The organism is Exiguobacterium aestuarii (assembly GCF_020171655.1).
Classification (GTDB): domain Bacteria; phylum Bacillota; class Bacilli; order Exiguobacteriales; family Exiguobacteriaceae; genus Exiguobacterium; species Exiguobacterium aestuarii_A.
The window spans coordinates 602831-622437 of the sequence record NZ_JAIVAC010000001.1 but is presented as its reverse complement, the minus strand read 5'-3'; the positions used below and the strand labels follow the sequence as shown (position 1 = coordinate 622437).

General features: G+C 46.4%; 21 protein-coding genes and 2 pseudogenes. 1 reads left to right on the top strand and 22 read right to left on the bottom strand.

The genetic code is table 11. From position 1 onward, the window contains the following. Positions 1–18: 18 nt before the first annotated feature. From hisIE to LCM29_RS03190, 9 genes and pseudogenes are all read right to left on the bottom strand, one after another. Positions 19–656, bottom strand: a pseudogene (hisIE, locus tag LCM29_RS15240) (bifunctional phosphoribosyl-AMP cyclohydrolase/phosphoribosyl-ATP diphosphatase HisIE). Continuing rightward, entirely contained in the window at positions 605–1372 is a 768-nt protein-coding gene (hisF, locus tag LCM29_RS03225) for an imidazole glycerol phosphate synthase subunit HisF (protein ID WP_224860792.1), read from the bottom strand. Before hisF ends, hisIE begins: the two are co-directional and overlap by 52 nt. Beyond that, complete coding sequence (gene hisA / locus LCM29_RS03220; RefSeq protein WP_214745297.1) at positions 1365–2078, bottom strand: 1-(5-phosphoribosyl)-5-[(5-phosphoribosylamino)methylideneamino]imidazole-4-carboxamide isomerase; 714 nt, start codon at positions 2076–2078, stop codon at positions 1365–1367. Before hisA ends, hisF begins: the two co-directional genes overlap by 8 nt. Further along, positions 2056–2643, bottom strand: a complete 588-nt coding sequence (gene hisH / locus LCM29_RS03215) for an imidazole glycerol phosphate synthase subunit HisH (RefSeq protein ID WP_224860790.1) — start codon at positions 2641–2643, stop codon at positions 2056–2058. Before hisH ends, hisA begins: the two co-directional genes overlap by 23 nt. Next, the gene (hisB, locus tag LCM29_RS03210; protein WP_214783567.1) at positions 2640–3227 is read right to left on the bottom strand and encodes an imidazoleglycerol-phosphate dehydratase HisB; all 588 of its coding nucleotides are present in this window, start codon (positions 3225–3227) and stop codon (positions 2640–2642) included. The genes hisH and hisB overlap by 4 nt, the downstream gene beginning before the upstream one ends. Continuing rightward, positions 3214–4230: a pyridoxal phosphate-dependent aminotransferase gene (locus LCM29_RS03205; RefSeq protein WP_224860787.1), complete on the bottom strand. Its 1017-nt coding sequence runs from the start codon at positions 4228–4230 to the stop codon at positions 3214–3216. Before LCM29_RS03205 ends, hisB begins: the two co-directional genes overlap by 14 nt. Continuing rightward, positions 4227–5444 carry a histidinol dehydrogenase gene (gene hisD, locus LCM29_RS03200; protein ID WP_224860785.1) on the bottom strand — a complete coding sequence of 406 codons (1218 nt, stop codon included), beginning with the start codon at positions 5442–5444 and terminating at the stop codon, positions 4227–4229. The genes LCM29_RS03205 and hisD overlap by 4 nt, the downstream gene beginning before the upstream one ends. Then, positions 5441–6049, bottom strand: coding sequence for an ATP phosphoribosyltransferase (gene hisG, locus LCM29_RS03195; RefSeq protein ID WP_224860783.1), 609 nt, complete (start codon positions 6047–6049; stop codon positions 5441–5443). Before hisG ends, hisD begins: the two co-directional genes overlap by 4 nt. Beyond that, positions 6046–6969, bottom strand: a complete 924-nt coding sequence (locus LCM29_RS03190; protein WP_224860781.1) for an ATP phosphoribosyltransferase regulatory subunit — start codon at positions 6967–6969, stop codon at positions 6046–6048. Before LCM29_RS03190 ends, hisG begins: the two co-directional genes overlap by 4 nt. Before the next feature lie 110 nt (positions 6970–7079). Between LCM29_RS03190 and hisJ the strand changes: the two genes are divergently transcribed. Continuing rightward, positions 7080–7898 (top strand): histidinol-phosphatase HisJ, encoded by an 819-nt coding sequence (hisJ, locus tag LCM29_RS03185; RefSeq protein ID WP_224860779.1) that lies wholly within the window; start codon positions 7080–7082, stop codon positions 7896–7898. 151 nt (positions 7899–8049) lie between these two features. Here hisJ and LCM29_RS03180 read toward each other — a convergent pair whose 3' ends face one another. From LCM29_RS03180 to LCM29_RS03120, 13 genes and pseudogenes are all read right to left on the bottom strand, one after another. Next, positions 8050–8400 carry a hypothetical protein gene (locus LCM29_RS03180; protein ID WP_074034584.1) on the bottom strand — a complete coding sequence of 117 codons (351 nt, stop codon included), beginning with the start codon at positions 8398–8400 and terminating at the stop codon, positions 8050–8052. Between the two features lie 200 nt (positions 8401–8600). After that, positions 8601–9176 carry a deoxycytidylate deaminase gene (locus LCM29_RS03175; RefSeq protein ID WP_224860777.1) on the bottom strand — a complete coding sequence of 192 codons (576 nt, stop codon included), beginning with the start codon at positions 9174–9176 and terminating at the stop codon, positions 8601–8603. Positions 9177–9227: 51 nt separating this feature from the next. Further along, positions 9228–10457, bottom strand: coding sequence for a toxic anion resistance protein (locus tag LCM29_RS03170; protein WP_224860775.1), 1230 nt, complete (start codon positions 10455–10457; stop codon positions 9228–9230). Next, positions 10441–11163, bottom strand: coding sequence for a 5-bromo-4-chloroindolyl phosphate hydrolysis family protein (locus LCM29_RS03165; protein ID WP_214691961.1), 723 nt, complete (start codon positions 11161–11163; stop codon positions 10441–10443). The genes LCM29_RS03170 and LCM29_RS03165 overlap by 17 nt, the downstream gene beginning before the upstream one ends. A gap of 197 nt (positions 11164–11360) precedes the next feature. Next, positions 11361–12713, bottom strand: a complete 1353-nt coding sequence (locus tag LCM29_RS03160) for a sodium-dependent transporter (protein ID WP_224860773.1) — start codon at positions 12711–12713, stop codon at positions 11361–11363. A 122-nt stretch (positions 12714–12835) separates the two neighbouring features. Continuing rightward, the gene (locus tag LCM29_RS03155; protein ID WP_224860771.1) at positions 12836–13708 is read right to left on the bottom strand and encodes a diacylglycerol/lipid kinase family protein; all 873 of its coding nucleotides are present in this window, start codon (positions 13706–13708) and stop codon (positions 12836–12838) included. Next, complete coding sequence (locus LCM29_RS03150) at positions 13705–15210, bottom strand: ABC transporter permease/substrate-binding protein (protein WP_214783590.1); 1506 nt, start codon at positions 15208–15210, stop codon at positions 13705–13707. Before LCM29_RS03150 ends, LCM29_RS03155 begins: the two co-directional genes overlap by 4 nt. Positions 15211–15220: 10 nt before the next feature. Further along, positions 15221–15937, bottom strand: a pseudogene (locus tag LCM29_RS03145) (ABC transporter ATP-binding protein); the annotation flags it as partial. Between the two features lie 106 nt (positions 15938–16043). Further along, positions 16044–16769, bottom strand: coding sequence for a 3D domain-containing protein (locus LCM29_RS15235; RefSeq protein ID WP_318247813.1), 726 nt, complete (start codon positions 16767–16769; stop codon positions 16044–16046). Between the two features lie 238 nt (positions 16770–17007). Beyond that, on the bottom strand, positions 17008–17460 hold the full coding sequence (locus LCM29_RS03135) for a GDYXXLXY domain-containing protein (protein WP_224860769.1): 453 nt from the start codon (positions 17458–17460) through the stop codon (positions 17008–17010). Continuing rightward, positions 17457–18641, bottom strand: coding sequence for a DUF2157 domain-containing protein (locus LCM29_RS03130; protein ID WP_224862730.1), 1185 nt, complete (start codon positions 18639–18641; stop codon positions 17457–17459). The genes LCM29_RS03135 and LCM29_RS03130 overlap by 4 nt, the downstream gene beginning before the upstream one ends. Before the next feature lie 16 nt (positions 18642–18657). Beyond that, positions 18658–18858: a DUF2187 family protein gene (locus LCM29_RS03125; protein WP_012726121.1), complete on the bottom strand. Its 201-nt coding sequence runs from the start codon at positions 18856–18858 to the stop codon at positions 18658–18660. Positions 18859–18898: 40 nt separating this feature from the next. Beyond that, entirely contained in the window at positions 18899–19522 is a 624-nt protein-coding gene (locus LCM29_RS03120) for an NUDIX hydrolase (protein WP_224860765.1), read from the bottom strand. Between the last annotated feature and the right edge of the window lie 85 nt (positions 19523–19607).

The following is a 19607-nucleotide window of genomic DNA, read 5'->3' as shown; positions in this document are numbered from 1 at the left end:
GCGCTCCTTCCTTTTGCTTTACCATTCCGTGACGTCTCGACGAGGCTTCGCAGGCGTCGTCGTGCCGTGACGTTTGGCAAGTAACGCTTCTACATCTTCTAAGCGCACACCTTTAGCTGCCAATAAGACGAGCAGGTGATACAGAAGGTCGGCCGATTCTTCGACCAAATCTTCGTCCGTCATTGCGGCAATCACGACCTCGAACGATTCTTCACCGAACTTCTTCGCAATTTTTTCAACGCCTTGTTCAAACAAATACGTCGTATATGAACCTTCTTTTGGTTCATTCTTTCTTGATTGAATCAATTGCTCCAATTCATGAATCATACGTTCACCTCCGTAAAGAAACAACTTCGATTTCCGGTATGACAAGTCGGACCATTCGCATGGACACGAACAAGAAGCGCATCCTGGTCACAGTCGACGTGGATACTGACGACGTCAAGTGTGTTGCCGCTCGTCTCCCCTTTCATCCATAGCCGACCTTTTGAACGAGACCAGAATGTCACGACCCGTTCACGTAGCGTCTGACGGATGGCCTCATCGTTCATATATCCGAGCATGAGAACGGCCCCGTCTTCTTCTGAGACGATGATGGCGGGAATCAATCCATTTTCGTCGAAACGAACCGCATCGGCAAGTTGTGACTCGTGCATACGTGCTTCACCTCTTCTACTGTCGTTTTTCGGTCATGTAAGATGGAGGCAAGTAGTGCGGCATCGACCTTCTCGAGCGCTTCGACTACGTGCTCGGCATTCCCCGCCCCACCTGAGGCGATAATCGGAATGTCGACGACTTCGCGAAGTCGTTCTAAAATCGCAAGGTCATATCCGCTTTGCTTTCCGTCTTGGTTCATGGACGTGACAAGAAGTTCACCCGCCCCGAGTGCGGCCACTTGTTTCGCCCATTCGACCGCTAACAGTTCTGTCTTCTGTTTACCGCCATATGTGTACACATAGTATTCCCCGTCTTCAAATTTCACGTCGATCGCAACGACGATACATTGTGACCCGAAACGATCGGCCGCTTCTCGAATGAGACTTGGGGATTCGACAGCGAGCGTGTTCAACGATACTTTATCTGCTCCTGCTTTTAATAATGACGAGATGTCATCAAGTGAACGAATTCCTCCACCGACCGTCAACGGGATGAATACTTTCCGTGCCACTGCACTGACGACATCTAGCATCGTCTGGCGGCGTTCCGTACTTGCCGTGATGTCGAGAAAGACGAGTTCATCGGCTCCGGACTCATCATAATACTTCGCGATTTCGACCGGGTCACCGATGTCTCGTAGTTGAACGAATTCAATCCCTTTGACGACACGGCCTTCCTTCACATCGAGACATGGAATAATTCTGCGTTTAAGCATAACGCGCCTCCCATTCAATCAGTTCATCGATACTTACTTTACCGGAGAGGAGCGCTTTCCCAACGACGGCCTCATCAATCTTAGCCATTTTTAGTTCCTTCACGTCCTCTTCGGTCGTCACACCGCCTGAGGCAATGAGTGTGACGTTGACGATTTGGCGTAGCGCCTTCATGCGCGCAACGTTCGGACCATTCAGTTTTCCGTCAGATCCGATGTCCGTATACAGAATCGTCTCAATCCCTCGTTTGACGAGATCTTGAGCGACCGAGATGTCATCGAGCTTTGTCGCTTCCTGCCATCCGTTGATGGCGACCTTTCCGTCATATGCATCGAGTGCCACAGCAACTCGTTTGCCATACTTTTCAATCGCCTTGTCTAAAAAGTCAGGATCCGTAAATGCTTTTGTCCCTAAGAGGACACGGTCCGCACCGGTTTCCATGACCGCATCGAGTGAGGCTTCTGAACGAATCCCACCACCCGTCTGTACGAGAAAGCCAAGAGACTTCGCATAACGGACGACATCTAAGTGACGCGGTTCGCCTGCCTTAGCCCCTTCTAAGTCTATCAAGTGAATCATCGGCACTTTTCCTTGCCACGCTTTTAATAATTCATACGGGTCACCGTATTGTTCTTCCGTCGAAAAATCGCCTTCCGTCAAACGGACAATCTTGCCTCCAATTAAATCAATGGCGGGTAGTAATTTCACGCTCGACCGCCTCCTTCCATTCTTGAAGTAAACTGAGACCGAACGCCCCACTTTTTTCCGGGTGAAACTGCATGCCTGTGACGAGTCCTTTTTGAACAATCGCGGGAACACGCTCTCCCATATATTCCGCTTCCGCCACGATATTGGCATCGTCCGTCACGGCGTGATAAGAGTGAACAAAGTAGACGTCCTCATCGCGAAGAATCGAGTTCCATCCAACGTGTGGAAGACGCTTCGCGCGCATCCGCTCAACCGTGCCCGGAATCAACCCGAGACCTTTTGTCGGCATGCCTTCCGTGCTCGAATCAAACAGGAGCTGCATCCCAAGACAGATTCCTAAAAACGGCTTTTCCGTCGCTATCTTTTGTAATAGCGGGATGAGCCCCGTCTGTTCGAGTGATTGCATCGCTTGCGGGAAAGCACCGACCCCAGGAAGTAAAATGGCGTCCGCTTCTTCAATTTGGCTTGCATCATTCGTAATCACGACGTAGCAACCGATGGCCTGCAACGCACGTTCGACGTTAAATACGTTACCCATTCCATAATCGATGACCGCTACTTTCATCCTTCAATCCATCCTTTCGTAGAAGGGAGACGATCCGTCCCATCGCTCGAGACCGCCTCAGCAAGTGCTCGTCCGAACGCTTTGAACAACCCTTCAATCATGTGGTGTGAGTTCGATCCATACAGGACCGCGAGGTGAAGCGTGAGTCGACCGTTCATGGCAACCGCTCGGAAGAATTCCTCAGCGAGCTCGGTATCAAAATCCCCAAGCTTCGGATTGCGAATATCCGCTTGATAGACAAGGAAGGGACGTCCCGACACATCGACGACCGCTCGCGCTAACGTCTCGTCCATTGGCATATAACTCGTTCCATAGCGACGAATCCCGACTTTGTCTCCGAGAGACTTCGCAATGAGTTGACCGAGTGCAATCCCCACATCTTCCACTGTATGGTGGGCATCGACCCATGTATCACCTTCGACTTTCACCTCTAAGTCCATCTGACTGTGAAAAGCAAGTAACGTCAACATGTGGTCAAAAAAGCCGACTCCTGTTTGGATGGTGCTTTCTCCTGTTCCATCTAGATTGACTCGAATCTCAATTTTTGTCTCTTTCGTCTCACGCTTTAGTTCAGCTGTTCTCAACAGAATTCACCTCTTCAATCGTTTGTCGGATATAGGCATACGCCTCATCTGTCCCTGCACTGACACGTAATCCATCCGGAAACGCACGTACATGGACGCCTTTTTCAAGGAAGCGGGATGCCCACCCTTCACTGTCATCGGTTTTGACATAGATAAAGTTGGCACGGCTCGGTAAAATCTCACCGATCGGTCGTAACAACTCGGTTAATTTCTCACGTTGCGCCGTATGGAACTGAATCGACTCTTGGATATACGTCTCATCACGCAATACAACGTTGGCGACCGCGGCACTGAGTCCACTCACGTTGAACGGTGAACGGAACCGGTCGATCTGTTCGATGATTTCTTCTGACGCAATCATGAATCCAATTCGAAGGTTCGCAAGACCGAACGCTTTTGATAACGTCCGTAAAATGATGACGTTCGGATGCTCGTTCAAGCGAGACACAAATGAATCCTCCATCGTGAAATCGATATAGGCTTCATCCACAACGAGATAAGGGACACGTGTCGCAATGTCCGACAATTCTTCAAGTGTCCACATCTTACCGGTTGGGTTATTTGGATTCGAAATCAGAACGAGCTTCGGTTCATTCGTTTGAATGAGTTCGGTTAGCGCATCGTAACTCAATCCATGCTTATCCGGTTGCATGAAGTGCCCTCTCGCAATCTGTGTGTATATGCCATACATCGAGAAGTCTGGAGCCGGTGCGACCACACGGTCTTCCGTATCTAAAATGGCCTGACTTAAGATGGCCAACAGCTCGTCGCTTCCACTTCCGACCATCAGTTGCGTCGTCTCGACTCCCGCATAGTTCGCATAACTCGCTTTTAAAGCAAGCAATTCTTCGACCGGATAACGGCTGAGCGCCTCGAGTGAAACGTTTCGAATAGCCCGTTCAAGCCGCTCTGGTAACGGATATTGACTTTCATTTTGATTGAGCGCGTATCCTGATACGGCATGGGGCACATATCGCGGGATGTTCTGATAATTTCGTCTCATACGTCCTCCATCCGAACAGCCATGGCACGGGCATGTCCTTCTAATTGTTCTTGTTTTGCGATTCGAATCGCAGCCTTTGTGATCGCCTCATCAAGCTCTGTCATCTCAAGGAACGTCTGACGGCGATAAAAGTCATCGACGGACAATCCGCTCGAGAATCGCGCCGTCCCACTTGTCGGAAGGACATGGTTCGGTCCAGCGATATAATCCCCGAACGCTTCCGCCGCCTCGTGACCGAGGAAGAACGACCCGCCGTGACGTATCGCACCCATCAACGTTTCAGGATTTTTGACGGCCAACTGGACGTGCTCCGCAGCCATCGTGTTCGCGTACTCGATGGCATCTTCTAGTGATCGAACGATGACTCCGCCACGTTTCAATGACTCCCTAGCGATCTCTTGTCGTGGTAAGAGCGAAAGTTGACGCTCAAGTTCTTGTTCGACTTCTTCACGAAGCGTTTCTGTCGTGACGAGTGCGATAGCCGTCGCCTCTACGTCATGTTCTGCTTGTGCGAGAAGATCCGCCGCGACCCACTTCGGATTTGCCGTTTCATCGGCAATGATCAACACTTCGGACGGTCCGGCTACAGAGTCGATGCCGACGATGTGCGAGACGAGCGCCTTCGCCGTCGCGACATACGCATTTCCGGGTCCTACAATTTTATCGACCGGACGAATCGTTTCCGTCCCATATGCGAGTGCGGCAACGGCTTGCGCGCCTCCGACTAGAAAACATTCATCTGCCCCTGCGATTTTTGCTGCAATCAAGAGGGAAATGTCAATCCCATCTGCTTTTGGTGGAGTGACCATGACGACTCGTTTGACACCGGCCACTTTCGCCGGAATGATATTCATCAGGACGCTCGACGGATAGACGGCTGTCCCACCTGGTACGTAGACACCGACCGAATCGAGCGGCATATAACGTCTACCGAGTCGGAACATCGTATCTTCGAACACATCATCTTGACGTACTTGATGCGCGTGGAAGGCGCGAATTCGTTCTGCCGCTAAGGTCAACGCTTCCGTCAGTTCAGCATACGCTGCCGGCGGGGTAAAGCGAGACAAATCGACAGACTCGATTTGGTCTACCCCATCGAATTGACGCGTCCATTCAAGGAGTGCTTCATCTCCGCGTGCCTCAACCGCTTCTACGATTGGTTTGACCGCTTCCGCCCAAGCTTCTCGCCGTGATCGATTCGTTTCTGTACTCATGCATTCTCCTCCTGACTCAGCTTTCGAATCCATGTCTTTAATTCGTCAGGCTGCTCTGCCAAAGCCGTTTCGCTCGTGATGAATTTTGCATTGATTGAAAAAATCGTTTCATATTCCTCTAAGTCATTCGCTGCTAACGTTGCACCTGTCTCGACGATGTCGACGATACAATCCGCTAGTCCTGTTAACGGAGCGAGCTCCACAGACCCATTCAACGCGATGACTTCTACATTTTGTCGCTTTGACGCGAAGTGTGAGATGGCGATATTCGGATATTTACTCGCCACTTTTAATTTCTTTGTGCCATTACGTCGAACTTTCGGACCACATACGGCCATCCGACAGCGTCCAAACGGTAAGTCGACGACTTCAAGTACACCTGGCGTTTTCTCTCGTAAAATATCTCCACCAACAATTCCGACATCAGCCGCTCCGTGCATCACATATTTATAGACGTCGTCCCCTTTGACGAAAATAAATTCATGATCTCCTGCTTTTACTGTGAGTTCACGTCCCCGCTTCTCTGGCCAAACGGGTAAATCACGTTCGACAAAAAATTGACGAGCTGCTTTTTCAATTCGTCCTTTCGCAACCGCTACCTTCATTTGATCACCTCATCTAACTGTTCTAAATCGAGTGACATGCCGAACGCTCGTCTTGAGTGTCCGAAATGACCATATAGGGAATCGTATCGTCCCCCTGAAAGGACACGCTTTCCTTCTACACTTCCCGTCACGGTCAAACCTGAATAGTAATCGAAATCTCCCGTTTGACCGAAATCGTACGATACGTCTAGACCGATTGCACGCAAATGTTGTACGGCCTCATCGACTTCATCAATGGCATCGTTTAGAGACTCTGGTGCCTCAGCCCGTAATTCTTCGAGCGCTGAATTCCCAATTAAAAACGGTAGCTTTGCAATCAATGGATAGCGATACGTCTCTGCTAACTCACGTAACGACTCTAAATTTCGAAGTGCTAAGATTTTTCGGAATGTCCGTTCTTGAATGCCTGTCTCTTTCGCGATGAGCGAGATGACAGCCGCTGATCCGATTTTAATTGTCAAACGTTCAGTCGGCAGGACTCCTTCCGTCATATCGAGAAATGATTCGATAAGATGACTGTCCTTCTCTTCCCCGTCGACCCACTCAAGTCCGAGCTGTTGCCGTTCATGTGGTTGACCGGAATGTTTGACCGTCCGACGGTAGACAGCTCCGGCGTACGCGACACGCATCGGTTCATGACCGTCTGCTAACTTTCTTGCGATTTGCAATGTATAGTCAGGGCGCATGACGAGGAGTTCCCCGTCATTCCCGAATAAACGATAATAGGCCGACTCGTCAAAGAGCGCCAAATTTTGATAGTGTGAATAGTATTCGAGTAACGGCGGGTCGATGACGGCATAACCGCTCGCCTCTGCCTTTTCTAAAAATGACAGCATCCACCGTTTTGGTCGAATGACGTCTCCTGATTGTAGTTCATACCATCCTTCTGGAATTGAACCTTTCGAATTTGACCAAATCATGATAACCACCCTTTATCTTATTATCACTTTACCAAACTAAAGTAGTGTGTTAAATTTATCAAACAGAGAAACACCTGTCAACCAATTGAACTGAAAAGGACGTGTAACAGATGTTTAACTTTACCCATGATGGTCATGTGCATACCCCATATTGTCCACACGGTACAAAAGACCCGATTGAACACTATATTCAAGTCGGGATTGAAAAAAACCTGCAAACGATGACGTTCACAGAACATGCACCGTTCCCACAGGCGTTTATCGATCCAGTGCCGAATCAAGACTCCGCGATGTCGATCGACCTCCTTCCTGACTACCTTAATACGTTGCATCAGATGAAAAGACAGTATCAAGAGGTCATTGGCATTAAAGTCGGGCTAGAAGTCGACTTGTTGCCACATCTAGAAGAAGAGACGATTGCTTTGTTAAAACCATATGCTCCTCTACTTGATGAAGTCATCTTGTCCCAACACTTTTTATTAATAGATGGTGTATATATGCCAGTAGATTATTCTGCTGAAACGTTTGACGACCTCGTTCAAGCACTCGGTTCGTTCGAAAACGCGATGAAAGCTTATTATGACTCGATTGAACGTAGTCTCAGCTTTCCATGGGAAACGATTCAAGTCACTCGGATTGGACACATCGACTTACCGATCAAATATCAAAAAAATTATGACTGGGATCGTTCAGCAGTCAGACAAGAGGAAGAACGTCTCTTGCGAGCGATTGCCGATCGAGGATTCGGCCTCGATTTTAATACCGCAGGACTTAGAAAACCTGATTGTGGTGAGCCATACGTCGCCGGACTCGCCAAAGATGCGAGCCAATTGAACATCCCTTTCACGTTAGGATCAGATGCTCACCTCGCTAAAGATGTAGCCGCTGGTTTCGACATCATTGCACAAAAAAAAGCCACGTTCCTATGAACGTGGCTTTTTGACAGCGATCTAGCTATCTAGATCCCCATGCTTATGGTTGACAACGATATGGCGTTCCATTTCTTCATCTGTAAATATCATACCATAACGAAGAATAGATGCAACAAAAAATTGGGTGAAATGGTTCACCCAATTAAAATCACATCGCTGCGTATAAAGTTTTCAAGTCGTTTGTCGCTGCCTCATCCATTTGGAGGGCTACAAGTTCAACATATTGAAGGGCAGGATCTTGATCTTTTGATAAAGCAACGATTTCAGCGGCTGCCTTATCAAGTGCTAACAAAATGCCTGACACCCCGAGTGTCGGATAGTAACGAAGAAGTGCACGGACATGCTTAATCTCAGAAACTTCATTTCCATTGATGGTCAACGATTTGACTGCCAATTCCTGATGCATGCCAATCGCAAATTTATCTTCCCATACTTCTTCAAGCGTGATTAACGCTTCTACTTCATATGCACCATCTGTAAAGCGAACGTGTTTTTCCATGAACAAATTCCCCTCTCCTGAATCTACTTTTATTATATAAGAGATTTTAGAGAGTATATTGTGAAATATTGAACATTATGTGTAAAGTTTGTCTCACTTCATTTTGAACAACAAAAAAGGCCCCTCCGAAGAGGGGCGAATAATGGAAGAGTAAAACACCATTGGCAGTACATTAATAATATATCATCTAATGAAAACGTTTACAATGTATTTTTGTACATTTTTTCAAGTGGCATATGTAACACTTCAATCCCACTCTCACGCATTAATTCTAAACCGTCACCATGCTCATATCCGACCGCATAGACGACGCGGGCGACGCGCGCTGCAATCAGAGCAAGAGAGCAGGCATGACACGGTGAATGAGTAACGTAGGCTGTCGCACCGAACGCATTCGTCGAATCAGCAGCCAATTTTCCGATCGCATTGATTTCGGCATGAATCTCATGTTGCTTCGACCAGTGATGATGATCATACGGGTCCGTACATTTGATATATGTCACAGCATCCCGGATGAGCCGGGCGGGCTCATTGATCATATCGAGATCCGATGATGCAACGTAGTCGGCATGCTTATAGAAGCCGTCTTCTTGCTTGATATAAATCTCATTACAGTTCGTATGACCAGAAGGTGTACCATTTAGACCAATTGAAATTGGTTTTTCATCTTTGACGATGACACAGGCAACACTTTTCGATGCACATTTCGAATGTCGTTCTGCCATCATATCGGCGAACAATAACCACGTCTCGTCCCACAATCGTTGTTTCTCCATGTAAGCCCCTCCTCGTAGAAAAGGAAAGTCTGATTGCTCAGACTTCCCTTCTTAATATCCTGTATCTTTTGGCAGTTCTTTATTTTTTGAGGCAATCTCAATGACTTTTTCTTTGAGCTCATGCTCCATCCGGTCGAGTTCACGTTCAGCGTCACGACGCTTTTGTTTACCTTCTTGTTGAATGCGTAATGTTTCATCGAGTGTCGAGAGTAAATTCTCGTGGGCGACTTTAAGGGATTCCACAGAGACAATCCCTTTTTCATTTTCTTGAGCGATTTCAATCGAAGAGTCTTTGAGCATCTTCGAGTTCTGCTCAAGCAACTGATTGGTCGTCTTCGTCACGTCCTGTTGCATGCGAAGCGCCGTCTTCTGACGTGTCAAACTGAGCGCGAGAACGACTTGGTTCTTCCAAAGCGGGATTGTATTGACGACCGCTGACTCGATTTTCTCAGCGAGAATTTGGTTATTCTGTTGGATGACTCGGATTTGCGGCGCCATCTGCAGGCTGATGGTACGGCTCAATTTCAAATCATGTAGCTTCTTCTCAAAACGATCTGCCAATTGAATCATATCGTTCAACTGTTGAAGTTTAGACTGATCTTTTGAAATTTCGACTTCTTGACGAAGTGGCGCGATTTCATGTTCACGTACATGATCAAGTTTCGTTTCACCCGCAGCGATATAGACGTTCAACTCTTCGAAATACCGCTTATTCTTATCATACATTTGATCGAGCATCGTGATATCTTTCATCAGACCGAACTTAGCACGATCGAGGTTATGGATGACCTCTTCCAAATAGACGTTCATTTTTTCGAATTGAAGCTTATAGTTTTCGGCTTTCTTCTTTGCACGACCGATGAGCGGGATGTTGTCCATAAAACTCTTTTTCTCCGGTTGAAGCATGTCCGGGTCCATCTTTCGGACGTTCTGCATTAAGTCAGACAAGAGTTTCCCCGCCTCCCCGCCATCTTTCATTCGAACTTCCGTCAGAATTTGGTCAGAGAATTGTGAAAGTTCACGTTGAACGTTCGAGCCAAACAACATGACCGAATCTGTCTTTTTAATATCAATCGACTCCGCCAATCGTGTAATTCGCTCACGGTGCTCTTGAGGCACGTCTGGCTTGGCTTGGATGGCAGGTACTTCGTGAGGTTGTGAAACAGATGACCATTCCACAGATGGGTCGCTAAATCCCTCTGTTTCTGTTTTCGTTTTCGTATCAGATGTCAGCTCTTCTTCCGGCCATGACTGCCAGTTCGTTTCATTCGATGAAGTCATGTTTCTTTCTCCCTTCCGGCTGATCAGATAAGACTCGCTCCATCATGATCAGTTCGCGTTCGAAGTCTACGGCGTCATCTTCAAGAAGACGTCCGCGTTGTTCTTTAAATTTATCGACAATTAGTCGCATATTCGTGATTAATTGCTCTCGAGTCTCTTCTTGAATGACGACTCGTTTTCCTTCAAGTTCTTTAAATTTCAAGACGACCGAGACGAGGGAATCTAAGTAGAATGTGAACAAGTCTCGAACATGTTTTGCGTCTTGTGGATTTTCGAAAAGTTCTTCGAACAATTCGTGTGCTTCTTTGGAGACAGCTTTCATCTCACGCCTTACTTCCACATCTTTGATTTCAGGAAGGACGCGGTCAATCTGTTGTAGCTTCTCATACCCTTGTTCAATCGTCCGTTGCAAAAATTGAAGTTCTAAATCGTCCGTCGCCTCGAATTGACGCGCCGGGACGGGTTCCTCAATCGGCTTGAGGATTCTTGAACCTGAGAAAGGTTCGTCCTCATCGAGCAACAGTTTTTTCTTGGCACGCTTCGCGACCATTGTCGGTGTTCGTTGACGGTTTTTGCGCTTGTTCGTCGACCAGACTTCATTCAAGACGAGCGCCCCTACTATAATGAATAACCAGGAGAAATCGAATACGTTGATGGCAAAGTATATGACTGCCCCTGTCAGGGCCCATTTCATCCATGTTTTCATTCTTTTCACCTCATCTCATGTTACTTCTATTGTACATTACGAAACCTATCAAAAAAAGTTTCGTCATCCCTATCATTTTAGCATAATAAAATTCGTTGTTCCCTCCGTCCACAGGTGTAAAAACGAGTACCTATATCGACTTCTTTCCCGTTGTGCTATGAAAAAAACCGTAGACCTTTAAGCCTACGGTTTGTCTATTATGTTGTGACCCACGTTGATACCATAACAATGGCTACTGTCACGGGAATGACGTAGCGAATGAGCGCATGCCAGATCGGATAAAGCTTCTTACCCGGTTCTGACGTTTGAATCTCATCTTTCAAAATACGTTGATCGACGACGTATCCGACAAAGATCGATGTTAAGAGCGCCCCGACCGGCATTAAAATATAGCTGACGAGGTAATCCATTGTATCGAAGAACGTACGCCCATTCCAAATCTGTAAATCACTCAATAGTCCGAATGACAATGCAGATGGAACGCCTACGACGAAAACGAGAATGGCTGCCGTCACGGTTACTTGCTTCTTCGTCCAAGTCGATTTCTTTTCGTTCAACCGATCTGTCACACCCGCGACAACAACTTCTAACATCGCGATTGACGACGTGATCGATGCGAACGCGAATAAGAGGAAGAACAACACCATAAAGAACCCGCCAAGTGGTACTTGGTTAAAGACAGCTGGTAATACGACGAACAGTAACGCCGGACCTTCAGCCGGATCAAGTCCTGAAGCGAAGACTGCCGGGAAAATAGCAAGTCCAGCTAAGAGTGAAACCGTGATGTTCAATAGAACAATCATGTTCGCAGAACGGTTCAACGTTCCTTTCGTCTTGATATAAGACGCATATGTCAACATCGCTGCTACCCCTAACGATAAGGAGAAGAAGGCTTGTCCTAGGGCAAATAGTACCGATTCACCCGTCAATGCAGAGAAGTCAGGTTGTAAGAAGAAGCGGACTCCTTCCATCGCTCCGTCAAGTGTCAATGAACGGACGACGAGTACGATGAAGCTGATGAACAAGAGCGGCATTAAGATTTTGCTCATCCGTTCAATCCCTGCTTCGACCCCGCGTAAGACAATCAATAACGTGATCAATAAGAATAAGAATTGTCCGAGCACCGCGATGCCAGGTGTTGACACGACATTTCCGAATACATCTCCGAACTCGTCAGCTGTACGCCCACTTAATGTCCCACTCAAACCGAGACCGATATAAATGAGGACCCATCCTCCAATAACACTATAGAAGGAAAGCAACAAGAAACATGCGATGACTCCTAAATAACCGATAATACTCCAACGACCATGCCCTAATTGTTTGAAGGCAAGAAGTGCCGTCTTTTGAGTTGAACGTCCAACGATGAATTCACCAATCAATAATGGCAGACCAAGTAATAATGTGAACGCCAAAAACATGAGTAAAAAGGCACCGCCCCCACTAGTTCCAGTGACATATGGAAATTTCCATATCGCACCTAAACCGATTGCCGACCCTGCGGCAGCTAGAATGAATCCAATTTTTGAGGCGAATGAGTTTTGCGCCATGATTACCCCTACTTCCTGTTTTTCATTTCATTTTCATAATAATAGTGAAATACTAACACGGTTCAAGGGTCAGGACAACATAAAAACAGAGAAAAGTCTGAATACTTTTCTCTGTTGATGCTTTATGGCGTTAAAAACATGAGAGCCTGCTCTCGAATCTGGATTGCTAAGTGATCTGTTTCAAAATGTTCACCGTCGATATCGATGACTTGTGGCTCATTCAACTCAACTTCGACATATGAAGTTTGAAAGTGATTCCACTCCTCTGATTTTTGATCGAGACCGAGCTGTTGGGCTAACAATTGTCGAATCATCGGAAATCCAATAGACGAACTGTGAACGACTTCTAACATGCCATCCGAAAACGATTGCGTCTCCAATTTCGTCGGTACGGTTCCGAGATAACTCCCGTTCCCTACATATAAGAAGCTGACGTCTCCTTCGTAAAGAAGTTCATCTCCTCGACGTAACCGAATCTGAAATGGGTCTGCTTCACGAAATTGGCGGATAGTTGCAAGAAAGTAGCCGATTGAACCTAAAGATTCTTTCTCGCCCGGGTCGATTTGACGTGACGTATCTGCAATCAATCCGACTCCAACGAAATTGAGGGCATACATCTCATCTACTTGAATCACGTCCACATGTTGCTCATGGTTCGATTTGATGATGCTCGCGGCTTGTGTTGGTTGAATAGGAAGTTCGAGCGCTCGTGCGAAGTCGTTACACGTCCCTGCAGGAATGATTCCTATTGTCGGTCGCTCCTCAAGCTCTAACGTCATCAACCCATTGACTACTTCATTGAGTGTACCGTCTCCCCCGATGACAATGAGATGGTCGAACGATCCACTTTCTTTTGCAAATCGAAGTGCGTCCCCGATTTCTTGTGTCTTCTTGATGATGATTTCTTCATAGAGCGATTCAATCGTTCCGATGACTTCCCCGAGCATCGTTTCGCTCGTACCGGACTTCGGATTCGAAATAATCAATGCTCTCATAATAACCCTTCCTGTTCTAAGAAGTCTTTCGCTACATCATAGGCGCGTTCATTTCCGTACGCGACACGACGGTTCAATTCAGACATTTGTTCGTCTGTGATTTTACCTGCGAGCTGATTGAGTGCATCTTCAATTTCTGGATACTCTTCAAGCGTCTCTTCTTTCAAGAGCGGTGCCCCTTGGTATGGCGGGAAGAACTGTCGATCGTCTTCTAGAACGACAAGGTCGTTCTCGGCGATATCAGGATCCGTTGCATAAGCGTCTACTAAATTGACATCTCCTCGTGAAATGGCACGATAGCGTAATTTTTGCTCCATCGAGACGACGGATGGGAAATCAAGACCATACTCGTTTTGAAGTCCTGGATATCCGTCTTCACGGTCGGTAAATTCAAGTGTGAATCCGGCTTGTATATCAGACTGAACGTTTCGTAAATCTGAAATGGCGGAAATGCCTTCTGCCTCTGCATAGTCACGTGGGATTGCGAGTGCGTACGTATTGTTAAACTGCATCGGTTCGAGCATGACGTACCCGTCTTCAGCAAGCGCCTCTCTAGCTTGTTCATATACTTCACGGGCATCGTTTGATTCGGGTGTTTCCTTGACGAGACTCGCGAGTGCCGTTCCGGTGAATTCTGGATAAATGTCAACATCACCAGATTGGAGGGCGCCCCATACAAATGTCGTCTCCCCAAAGTTCGGCTTCACCGATACAGTCAAATCTGTTTCTTCTTCAATCAACAACTTATACATATTCATAAGAATTTCTGGCTCTGGACCGAGTTTCCCAGCTACGACAAGGTCTGTCTCTTGCGAGCGACCAAATGCGAGCGGTGTGATGATGATGAGGGCGAGTACGGTAGAGACGGCAATCAATTTCGTCTTATTACGTGTCGCTGTCGCACCTTCCATCTGACGTAACAAGAAGTCAAACAGGAGGGCTAAAATGGCAGCTGGGATGGCACCCAATAGAATTAAGTAATTGTCATTTCGGTTAATCCCGAGCAAGATCAGCGTACCGAGTCCGCCTGCACCGACGAGAGCGGCAAGTGTCGCCGTACCGACGATGAGGACCATCGCTGTACGGATACCTGCCATGATAACAGGTAAGGCGAGCGGAAGTTCGACTTTCATCAAACTTTGATTCGGTTTCATCCCACAAGCTCGAGCTGCTTCAAGTAACGATTTGTCCACTTCATTCAAACCAGTGAATGTGTTTCGTAAAATCGGTAGGAGCGCATATAAAACAAGCGCAATGATGGCAGGTAATGCCCCAATCCCGACGAGCGGAATCATCAATCCAAGCAAGGCAAGCGAAGGAATCGTTTGAATAATCGCAGTGACGCCAATGGCGGTTTCAGCGATCTTCTTACGGCGCGTCAGCCAAATCCCTAATGGTACGGCAATTAAGACGGCAATCAATAGCGATACGACAGAGAGCTGTAAGTGCTCAATCAGTGCCTCGACAAGCTGTCCTTGTCTATTTTGGAACGTCTCAAGCATCCAGCTCACCTCTTCCACGTTGTGTAAATTCTAAGACGAACGGGTCTTCACTCGCCAAGATTTCTTCTGGTGTTCCGACTAGCATGAGTTCCCCATCACGCATTAACGCAATACGATCCCCGAGCTTCATCGCTTCTTGCATGTCGTGTGTGACAAAAAGAATCGTCTTACCGAGTTCGTCATTTAGTCGTTTGATGTCATCTTGCAATTGGCCACGGCTTATCGGGTCAAGTGCAGAGAACGGTTCATCCATAAGGATGACGTCCGGGTCTGCCGCTAAGGCGCGTAATACACCGACGCGTTGCTGTTGACCACCAGATAGTTCCGAAGGCTTCTTCGAACGTAGTTTTGGATCGAGACCGGCAATTTTCATCAATTCCGTCACCCGGTCTTTTGTTCTTTCTTTTTTCCATTTCAATAGTTCAGGTACGACAGAAATGTTTTCTTCCACTGTCAAATGGGGGAATAAAGCAATTTGTTGGAGCACGTAACCGATGTTACGACGCAATTCGAAAATATTGAACTGGTAGATCTCTTTTCCATCGATTAGAATCTTTCCATCCGTATGATCAATTAAACGATTCACCATTTTCATTGTTGTAGTCTTTCCACAACCGGATGGTCCGATCAATACAAAGATTTCTCCCTTTTCTACTGTTAAGCTTAATTCTTTGACGGCTAACGTCCCGTCCTCATAACGTTTTGATACATCACGAAACTCAATCAACCTAATCCCTCCTCGACTATTTCCAAAATGGAAATTCAAATAGTATTTTGCCCTATTTTCTGCTTTGTTAAACAAAAAAAGGCTCTCCTTCCGGAGAACCTCATCATTAATAAAGCGTAACTTGAATATGTCGACGCCCCCACTGGATGGCATCCTGTTTTGAATCGACGAGTAAATCGACGATATGTCCTTTGATTCTACCGCCCGTATCAAGGGCAATCGCGTCACCGACACCTTGAATATGGACTTTAGAACCTAATGGAATAATCGCCGGATCGACAGCGATAATGCGCATCCCATTATAGTAGATTGAATCTGTGACATCATGGCCGGTTGCTGTTAAGACACGACCGCCATAAGCTTTGTTGTCAGCCACATCATTTGAGTATGCTGTCGATTCGACTGTAATGACTTTCTTATTCGGCGACGTAGACACCGGTGTTGCCGTTGTTTTCTTGCTCGAAGAAGCAGCTGCTTGTTGTGCTGCCGCACGTTCTTCTTCTTTACGCGCTTCTTCCGCTTTACGCTCTGCTTCGAGTTTAGCAAGTCTTGCTTTCTCTGCTTCCGCTTCTGCTTTCGCTTTTTCAGCAGCGAGACGTTCTGCTTCTAAACGTTTCTCTTCAGCGATGCGTTTTTCTTCAGCAATTTTCTTTTGGCGAGCGATTTCTTTTTGTCGTTCTTCTTCGATCGCTTGTCGTTCAAGTTCAAGAGGATTTTGGACAATCTTCTGTTCTGTTCCGATCCCGATCTGAGCAGCATCTGCTTGATCGACAAATGTGAACATTCCCATCATCGCGGTTCCAAATAGAATCATATATTTAATGAATTTCATCGTAGTAAGGTCATCACCTTTCTCGTTATGTAACGAACAGATGTTAATTTACCACGACCCGTCACATTCGAGTAGCCATTTTAACGAAGTGAAACATTCCTGACATATGACTTCAAAAGTGGTTACAGATTGTAACAATTGCAAAAAACGTTGATATTACTAGGCTTCACAAAAAAATTACAGATTCGTTACAATGAGTCTTGTAACAAACCTGTAATCTCCCTGTCATGCGGTTTACTTATTCAATTGGCTTTAAATCATGCAATCTGAGCATTCCCCACGGTGCAACATCGACTTCGACTGTGAACGATTTTTCACCCTCGACCCTATCCACTTCATCTAGAGGGACACGATACGATCCCATTTCTTCTATATAAAGGTTACGGTCATAATAGTTCGCGCGCACTCCTCCGAAAAATGGTTTTGACTCGACTCGGTCGATGACAGCAAAACCATCTTCCCCTTGTTTAAACGAGACGTAAACGGTTCCCGTCTCCACATTTTGGCGTCCTTCGAATTCATCGTACTCCAGATAAATCGAGTCCCCAAAGTACGGATCATACGGTTCGAACGAGGTACCCTTGAACGTGTATGTCTCCCCCACCCACGATATGGCGTAAACAAGGATGACAAACAAAATCGCAATCATGACTTGGACGGCAGGAATGATCCACGTTGACAACCGTTTCATGTCGTCACATCCCTTCTCGTACGATTACGCCACCATAATCCGAGTGACAACGCAAAGACGATCAGTGCACCAATCAAGAAGAAGAGAGATATATCGAGACGGTCCCAAACGTAAATGAAATAAATCGTCATTTGGACGACTAAGAAATAGATGAAGGCAAAGATGGTTCGTTGTCTCGTCATGTCTTGACGAACGAGATAAGCCAATGCAATCACTTCAATTAATACCGCCAAAAGAACACCAGAGTCCTCGAACAACGCGAACGGGATGACTGCGAGCAAACTTACCCACATCAAATCGCTCCGACGATGAATCAAGTAGACGGCAACGAGCGCAATGGATAAAAGCGTAGCCTCTATAATCGAAGGCGGTCTTTGAGAGAGCCAGCTTTCCGTGACGTTCACCAAATAACCGATGGATAGAATGGCTGCGACGAACAAATATACAGCTTGCCATGCAGCTTGTTTTCGATAAATGAGAAGCAGCACATGTAGAATAACAAGAGACCAGAGTGGCCATAGTCTACCTTCATAGTCGACATATTGTCCAAAAATGTTGAGAATGCCATAAAAGGTAAGCCAAGCGAACGTTCGGTCTAACGATTCTTCCACAAAATGGAACCATACCCATGTCACGATGAGTGCAAATCCGATCAACGTCAATCCGAGACTTTCGAAACTGTTCGTAACGGCCATAAATGCGGCGATAGCGGAGATCACCGAAAAGATGATGTGCTCATATATGATTCGGTGAAGGACTGCCATTGTGAACAAAATCCAAAATAGAAACGTCAACTGCCCCGAAAGGTTATACGTAGTAAAGATGACCGCCATGGTCGCTACAAAAAAGACGAATCCTAGTACTCGCAATAATGTCACGTACCTTGGGGTTTTCAATCGGACCCGTTCGGCAAACACATAAAATCCAACCATAAAAATGAGAAATAATCCAATCTTCAAAAGGTCGGGAATCGCCTGCCAATTGGCTGCGACGAAGCTGAATAGACTGAGTGCCAGTAAAATCGATCCGACAATGACTAAAACAGGCGGCTTGTGATCATGTTGCCCACTAGCCGCCCGTTGTTTATGTTCATAGTCGACTAGTCTTTTACCGGTCGCTTCATCTAACAAACCCGCCTCTTGCCATTCACGTACTTTTTTGTCAATGGACACCTGAATCATCCCTTTCGGAAAAAGGTCAGCTGGCGCGTTCAATCAATTCTAATTCTGATTTTAGTAAAACTTGTTTCTCAAACTCGAGTCCGAGCTGTTGGAACTCTTCCATAATCGATACGTCTCCGATTACAGTATTGGTCAGTACGGCGGTCACTTCTGCGACCCATCCTTCACGAGTCGACTTCACGATATCACCTACGAGGAATTCTTCAGACACACCCATTCACTTCCAATCTAAATTTGTTTCTATCATTATAACGAAATTATGTCGGTTTGAATACGTTTTCTTTTATGCGTTGAATAAATTGTGTCAAAAATTTTCCAGTAAGTCCCCAAATGATATAGTCCTCATGTTCATAAAAAGGTTCTCTCATTTTAATTACCCGTTTTTTGTACGCTTTAGCATTCGCCAATCGGTCTAACGGAATATTTTGATCTGGGTTCATCGTCCATTCCATCTCCCCATGAAACGGGTCAATCATGAGCAAGGTGGATACCGGTACCGTAAACAAATGATCGACCTCATCTGTCTCTTTTACGGTCGGCAACTCCGCCAACATGCCCACAAAGGGATAAATCAATTGTCGATGGGGCGTGGCGAGCGGCCTCAATTTTCCGATGACTTCGATTTGACTGGAGTCAAGCTCGAGCTCCTCACACGTTTCTCGAACGGCTGCTTCGACAGGCGTCTCCCCTTTTTCAAGTCGTCCACCGGGAAATGAAATCTCCCCAGGCTGCTGTCGCATCGTATGGGCACGTACTTCAAAGACGACGTGCCACTCTTTTTCTATTTCAACGAGCGGTATCAAAACCGCTGCCGTCTGTTCATAATCTTCTTCCATTGTAAAGCTATCTCGAATTTGCTTTTCTTTGATCCATGGCTGCACACTGTTCACTCACCTTCCGTCATCGAATATCCTATACCGTTCTATACCCCACTTTTCGTTTAATCGCTGCCAATGTCGGAAATAT